A 7,472-nucleotide genomic window follows, 5' to 3' on the forward strand; every position below is an offset into this window, starting at 1 on the left:
TTTGCCGTGGTGGCGGATGAGGTACGCAAGCTGGCCGAACGCACCCAGAACGCCACGCTGGATATCGGCAACAAGATCAAGCTGATCGTGGATGGCACCAATCAGGCCATCGTCGCCATGCGCGATGGCAACGACCAGATGCAGGCCGGCCGCAACAATGCAGTGGAAGCCCAGCAGAACCTGCAGGGCATCATTCAGGAAACCCGCCAGCTGGCCGGCCTGCTCGAACAGGTGGCACAGGCAGAAAACAGCCAGAATCACGGCTTTGCCCAGTTTGCCGGCGACATTACCGCGGTGGGCGAATCCACCCGCTCGCTGTCCACCGAAACCCGCTCCATCGCCGATGCCATCAAGCGGCTGGACCAGCTGCTGGACGAGCTGGGCCGCTCCTCGCAGGCCCAGCACGCCAGCTAGCCACGACCTGGCCCAAACCATCAAACAGACCGCTCCACGGCGGTCTTTTGCTTTCTGGCGCCTGCCCGGCCTCTGTTATACTGGCTGTCTTCTGTAAACCAGTGCTCTTTGCCCGATGACCACCCCTGTCCAGCAGCTGTCCCAACTGAAAACCCGCCTTGCCCATTGCCTGATCCGCGATCGTCATGTCTTGCGCCGCAAGCTGAACGATGCTGGCGAGCGTCTGAAAAAAGGCCTGCCTGCCGACAAGCAACTGGCCGACATCAGCCAGCAACTGGAGCGCTCGGCCGCCCGTGCCGAAGCACGCCGCAACCATATGCCGCGCCCGCAGTTCGACGACGCCCTGCCGGTCAACCAGAAGCTGGACGACATCAAGGCGGCCATTGCCGGCCATCAGGTGGTGATCATCTGTGGCGAAACCGGCTCCGGCAAAACCACGCAGATTCCCAAGATCTGCCTGGAGCTGGGCCGTGGCGTATACGGGCTGATCGGCCATACTCAGCCACGTCGGCTGGCGGCACGCTCGGTAGCCACCCGTATTGCGCAGGAGCTGGGCTCGCAGCTGGGCGAGCATGTCGGTTTCAAGGTGCGTTTTACCGACAAGCTGTCGGAAAAATCCGTCATCAAGCTGATGACCGATGGCATCATGCTGGCGGAAACCCAGACCGACCGTTATCTGGAAAGCTACGACACCATCATCATCGACGAGGCGCACGAACGCAGCCTCAACATCGACTTCCTGCTGGGCTATCTCAAGCAACTGCTGCCGCGCCGCCCTGACCTGAAAATCATCATTACCTCGGCCACCATCGACGCCGACCGCTTTGCCCGCCACTTCGACGGCGCACCGGTGATTGAAGTGTCCGGCCGCACCTTCCCGGTGGAAGTGCGTTACCGTCCACTCAAGCAGCGCGACGAAGACGAACGCGAAATGGAAATGGAAGACGCCATCGTCGATGCCGCCGACGAGCTGTCGCGCCAGGGCGCTGGCGACATGCTGGTTTTCCTGCCCGGTGAGCGCGAAATCCGCGAAACGGCAGAGAAACTGCGCAAATCCGGCATTCGCGGCTATGAAATCCTGCCGCTGTTTGCCCGCCTGTCCAATGAAGACCAGCAGAAAATCTTCAAGCCTTCGGGCGGCCGGCGCATCGTGCTGGCCACCAATGTGGCAGAAACCTCGCTCACCGTACCGGGCATCAAGTATGTGATCGACACCGGTCTGGCCCGACTCAACCGCTACAGCCCGCGCGCCAAGGTGGAACTGCTGCAGGTGGAAAAGATTTCGCAGGCAGCCGCCCGCCAGCGCGCCGGTCGTTGCGGCCGGGTGGAAGCCGGTATCTGCGTGCGCCTGTACAGCGAAGAAGACTTCAACGCCCGCCCGGCCTTTACCGACCCGGAAATCATCCGCTCCAATCTGGCAGCGGTAATTTTGCGCATGGCCGCGCTGCGGCTGGGCCAGGTGGATGCCTTCCCCTTTCTGGAGGCGCCCAGCAGCCGCCTGATTGCCGACGGCTACCAGGTACTGACCGAGCTGGGTGCCGTCACCGACAATAACGAACTCACCGCCGTGGGCAAGGAGCTGGCGCGTATTCCGGTGGACCCGAAAGTGGGCCGCCTGCTGCTGGCCGGCCGCGACTTCGGCTGCATGCGCGAGGTGCTGATCATCGCCTCGGCCCTGTCAGTGCAAGACCCGCGCGAGCGCCCTTTCGATGCCCGCGAAGCCGCCGAACGCGCCCAGGCGCGCTTTAACGACGAAAAATCCGACTTCCTGTCCTACCTGCACCTGTGGGACTTCTTCAGCGATGCCCTCAAGCACAAGAAGTCCAACCGCCTGCTGGTGAATACCTGCCACGAGCATTTCCTGTCCTATCTGCGCCTGCGCGAATGGCGCGAACTACACGGCCAGCTGGCGGAAATCGCCAGCGAACTGGGCCTGATCAAGCGTGAAGACGCCCATGCTGACGCCGAGCAGATCGACGCCCAGCTATCGCAGAAAAAGCGCCAGCAACTGGATGCCGTGGTCTACGAGAATCTGCACAAGGCGCTGCTCACCGGCCTGGTAGGCAATATCGGCATGAAGAATCTGGAAGGCGACGACTATATGGGCGCCCGTGGCGTCAGCTTCCATGTCTTCCCCGGTTCCGGCCTGAAAAAGAGCAAGCCCAAGTGGCTAGTGGCCGCCGAACTGGTGGAAACCACCCGCCTCTACGCCCGCTGCGTCGCCAAGATCGAGCCGGAATGGGTGGAAAAACTGGCCTCCCACCTGGTGAAATACCACTATTTTGAACCGCACTGGGAAAAGAGCCGGGGCGAAGTGGTGGCCAGCGAACGGGTCACCCTGTATGGCCTGACGCTGATACCGCGTCGCGCCGTCAGCTATGGCCGCATTGCGCCCCAGGAAGCACGCGAGCTGTTTATCCGCGGTGCTCTGGTGAATATGGATTACGTCAGCAATGCCCCCTTCTTCCAGCGTAACCAGCAGTTGATCCGCGATGTGGAGCAGCTGGAACACAAGGCGCGCCGGCAGGATGTATTGGTGGATGAAGAAGCGCTGTACGCCTTCTACCACGAGCGCATCGGCAACGATGTGGTCGATGCGGCCAGCTTTGAAGCCTGGCGCAAGGAAGCAGAAAAAACCGAGCCCAAGCTGTTGCACCTGACCCGCGAAGAGTTGATGCGCCACGCTGCCCAGCACGTTACCGAAAACCAGTTCCCCGAATGGCTGGAACTGGAAGATGGCAAGCTGCGACTGAAATACCGCTTCGAACCCAGGCATCCGCTGGACGGCGTCACCATGGATGTACCGCTGGCCATCCTCAACCGCCTGCAGCCAGCACAGTTCGAATGGCTGGTGCCAGGCATGGTGCGCGAAAAGCTGCAGCAGCTGATCAAGGGCCTGCCCAAGCAAGTACGCCGCTGCTGCGTGCCGGTGCCGGATTTCGTCACCCGCTTCCTCAGCAGCAATCCGGACCAGCTACAACCGATTGCCGGCCAGCTGGCTCATTTCATCCTGCGCGAAACCGGTGGGGTAAAAGTCGACAGCGATGCCTTCAAGCAGCAGGAGCTGCCGGAACATCTGCTGTTCAACTTCCGCATCATCGACGACGGCAAACAGGAAATCGGACTGGGCCGTGATCTGCTGGCCCTGCAAAAGCAATTCGGCCAGGCTGCACAGCTGACCTTCCGCGACAGCAGTGCCGACTTCGAACGCGACGATGTCAGCAGCTGGGACTTTGGCGAATTGCCGGAAAGCATCCAGTTTGCCCGTGGCCGCCAGCAGCTGACTGGCTTCCCGGCACTGACACTGGAGCAGGACAAGGTGGCCATCCGCCTGTTCGATACCCAGCCCGAGGCCGAGCGCCACCACCGTGCCGGGGTGATCCGCCTGCTGCAGTTGCAATTGAAGGAACAAATGAAACAGCTGGGCAAGGGCCTGTCCGGCATGACCCAGATTGGCCTCAACCTGCGCAATGTGGCGAATGTCGAACAATTGCTGGCCGATGCCATTGCCTGCATCTGCGACCGTGCCTTTATTGGCGAAGACGCACTGCCGCGCAACGAAAAGGCATTCAACGAGCAAAAGACCCGCGCCCGCACCCGCCTGCCGGCGGTAATTCAGGCGGTGACCCAGTATCTGAGCCAGGTTGGCAGCGAATACATGCCACTCTATAACAAGCTGCAAAAGCACCGGCTGGGCCAGGAGCTGCAACAGCAGCTGGGCAAGCTGATCTACCCTGGCTTCCTGTATGCCACGCCCTGGTCGCAGCTGCCGCACCTCACCCGTTATATGCGCGCCATGAGCTTGCGCATGGACAAGCAGCCGGCCAATCCGCAACGCGATGGCCAGCGCGCCGCCGAGATACGCGAACTGTGGAACAAGTGGGAAGCCCGCATGGCCAGCGCACGCGAAACGGGCGAACCATCACCGGCACTGCAGGATTTTCGCTGGCAGCTGGAAGAGCTGCGCGTCAGCCTGTTTGCGCAAGAATTGAAAACGCCCTATCCAGTTTCAGTGAAACGCTTACAAAAAGCCTGGCAAGACCTGAGCAAACAATGATAATTATCAATTTTTACTGGCGGAAATGGCTGGCATATGCGATGACGAAAACATAGAATGCAGCGTCAATCCGAAACAATGCACCATGTCCGACAATAATCTTTCCGACAAGCCCAAATCGAGCGCCATTTCCATCGGCAAGGAACTGCCGATGGATGTTTACGCCAAGAACGGCATCTTGCTGCTCAAGCGTGGTCATTATGTGCTGTCGCCGGACATGAAGCATCGCCTGATCAAGCTGGGCTTTACCGAACAGCCGATCGAGGTGAAGCCTGCCGAAAAAACAGCAGACACCTACCGCAAGGGCCAGTCGCTGTTCGAAGAAATCGTCTTCCTGCAGCAAAGAGTGCGCAATATGCTGCAGCACGCCTTGACCCAGCCAGATCTGGAACAGCGCGTGCGCGCCATCGCCCAGACCATCATCAATGTGAGCGAACGCCACCCGGATGGCCTGTTGGCCTCCATGCTGCTGCTGCCTTTCCAGGAGTACGGTGTGGCGCACTCCTTGCACACCACCGCCCTGCTGGCACTGATTACCCGCCAGATGAAGCTGCCGCCCGGTCACCGCGAAATCCTGCTGTGCGCCGCGCTCACCATGAATGTCTCGCAGATCGAGCTGCAGAATGAATTGTTCAGCCACGAAGGGCAACTGACGCCGCAGCACAATAGCGCCATCAAGGAACACCCCCTGCTCAGTTCGGCCATCCTGCGTGAAGCTGGCATCGAAAACGAACTGTGGCACGCCCTGGTGCAGACTCACCATGAAAACTGGCAGGGAAGTGGCTACCCCTTTGGTTTGGGGCGCAAGCAGATTCTGCCGCCAGCGCATTTGCTGCATCTGGCCGACATCACCTGCGCCAAGCTGGCACCGCGCCGCTACCGCAGCGCGCAGTTGCCCGCCACGGCGCTGGGTAATCTGTTCCAGCGCAAGGATGTTGATTTCGATAGCGCCTTTACCACCATGCTGATCAGAGAACTGGGCATTTACCCGCCGGGCAGCTTTGTCAAACTGGTCAATAACGAAATCGCCGTGGTGCTGGCACGCCGCGACAAACCAAGCGAGCCGCAAGTAGCCGCACTGCGCAAGGCAGACGGCCCGGCCTATGCCGAAGTATTGCTACGCGAAACCAGTAACCCGCAGTACAAGATCGCCGGCCCCTGCTCATCCAATCTGGCGGGCGTGCGCATCTCTTTCCTGGCCAGCCTGTGGAAGGTCTGAGCCAGCGATATTGCGGGTAAAAGCCAAGCAGCAGACTAGCCATGCGCTTATAATTGCGGCTGCTGCGCCGCCTTGCTGACGCAGTACCCGCAACCCAAGCCGACAGCATCGCCGCATGAACACCCGCAACAAGAAGCAACTGCATGACAAGGTAGTGCCCGAACAGATTCTCATGGGCAAGGAACTGCCGCTGGATGTTTATGCCAAGAACGGCCTGTTGCTGCTGAGCAAGGGCCATTTCGTGCTGAGCGACCGCCAGCGTGAAAAGCTGCTGGAAATGGGCTATGCGGTGGATGGCAACAAGCTGGATGCCGTCAGCCTGCCCGAAGCCGACCCGATGATGGTGCGCGAGAGCGTGCTGCACGAGATGGCTTTCCTGCAGCAACGCACCCGCACCCTGCTCAATTACGCCCTGCAACTGGAAGACTTCCCGCGCAAGGTCAGCCTGCTGGTACGCGATATCGTCCGCCTGAGCGAGCAGCACCCGGATGGCGTCATTGCCAGCCTGCTCTTGGTGCCATTCAACGAGTACGGCCCGGCCCATGCCCTGCACACCACCGCCCTGCTGGCCCTGCTCAGCCGCCGCATCCCACACTTGAGCAGCGAACAACGCCATACCGTGCTGGCGGCAGCGCTCACCATGAATATGTCGATCTGCCAGCTGCAGAACACGCTGTACCACCAGCAGGAAGCACTGACCCCGCAGCAGGAAGAAGAAATCGCCGGCCACCCGCTGATGAGCTCGGCCATTTTGCGCGAGGCCGGCGTAAGCGACGAACTGTGGCACTGGCTGGTACAGACTCACCACGAATCCTGGCTGGGCAATGGCTACCCCTACGGCCTGGCACGCGGCGAAATCGAATCACTGGCGCACATCCTGCACATGGCCGACATCACCTGCGCCAAGCTCACCCCGCGCAGCTACCGCGCGGGCATGGTACCGGCCGCCGCACTGGGCCATTTATTCCAGCGCAAGAACACCGAGTTCGACCCGGCCTACACCACCTTGCTGATCAAGGAACTGGGCATCTACCCGCCCGGCAGCTTCGTGCGCCTGGCCAATGATGAGATCGGCGTGGTATTGGCCCGTCGCGAAAAAGCCAGCGAGCCGCAAGTGGCTGCCATTCGCCGTGGTGACGGCCCGGCCTATATCGACGCACTGATTCGTGATACCAGCTTGCCGGCACACAAGGTGATTTCCCCTTGCCCGGCCGCTGTGGCAGGCGTGCGCGCCTCGCATCTGGCACGGCTATGGCGCAACAAGCCAGCCACCAGCATTTGAAGCGCGGGCAATACCAGCGTACCTCACACCCTGAAGCGCGCCAGCTTGCTGCGTAACTCAGCGGTTTCCTGCAGCAATCCGCCCATGGCCAGATGATTGTCACGCGCCATGCTCGCGCCTTGGCCGGCATGCTGCGCCACCTCGCCAACCCCGGCTTCCAGTGCATTACTGTCGCTGGACTGACTACTGGTGGCTGCGGCAATATCCACCAGCACCTCGGCCACCCGCCCATTGCGCTGATTGATGTCGTCCAGCACCTGGCCGGCAATGGCGGCACGCTCAACCCCTTGCTGCACTTGCTGGACAACCTGTTCGATCTCGCCGGCTATTTCCTGGGTACCGTTGACAATGACCGCCAGCAAAGGACCAATTTCCCGGGTGGAACTGGCCGTGCGCTCGGCCAGCTTGCGCACCTCGTCGGCCACCACGGCAAAACCCCGCCCAGACTCACCGGCGCGCGCTGCCTCGATCGCCGCATTCAGTGCCAGCAGATTGGTCTG

The 7,472-nt window shown here is 60.9% G+C and carries 5 protein-coding genes; 4 read left to right on the plus strand and 1 reads right to left on the minus strand.

The features are described from left to right. The 4 genes from EAY64_RS19580 to EAY64_RS19595 all read left to right on the plus strand — a co-directional run. Positions 1-414, plus strand: a 414-nt coding sequence (locus EAY64_RS19580) for a methyl-accepting chemotaxis protein (protein WP_233566517.1), incomplete at its 5' end; no start/stop codon positions are given. Positions 415-529: 115 nt separating this feature from the next. Continuing rightward, positions 530-4,471: an ATP-dependent RNA helicase HrpA gene (gene hrpA, locus EAY64_RS19585; protein ID WP_103526385.1), complete on the plus strand. Its 3,942-nt coding sequence runs from the start codon at positions 530-532 to the stop codon at positions 4,469-4,471. Between the two features lie 85 nt (positions 4,472-4,556). Further along, positions 4,557-5,690, plus strand: coding sequence for an HD-GYP domain-containing protein (locus EAY64_RS19590; protein WP_158604743.1), 1,134 nt, complete (start codon positions 4,557-4,559; stop codon positions 5,688-5,690). 115 nt (positions 5,691-5,805) lie between these two features. Beyond that, positions 5,806-6,972, plus strand: a complete 1,167-nt coding sequence (locus EAY64_RS19595) for an HD-GYP domain-containing protein (protein WP_103526387.1) — start codon at positions 5,806-5,808, stop codon at positions 6,970-6,972. Positions 6,973-6,995: 23 nt separating this feature from the next. Here the strand turns inward: EAY64_RS19595 and EAY64_RS20530 are convergent, their stop codons facing one another. Beyond that, entirely contained in the window at positions 6,996-7,463 is a 468-nt protein-coding gene (locus EAY64_RS20530; RefSeq protein ID WP_439647221.1) for a methyl-accepting chemotaxis protein, read from the minus strand. Between the last annotated feature and the right edge of the window lie 9 nt (positions 7,464-7,472).

Source organism: Aquitalea palustris, assembly GCF_003693445.1.
Classification (GTDB): domain Bacteria; phylum Pseudomonadota; class Gammaproteobacteria; order Burkholderiales; family Chromobacteriaceae; genus Aquitalea; species Aquitalea palustris.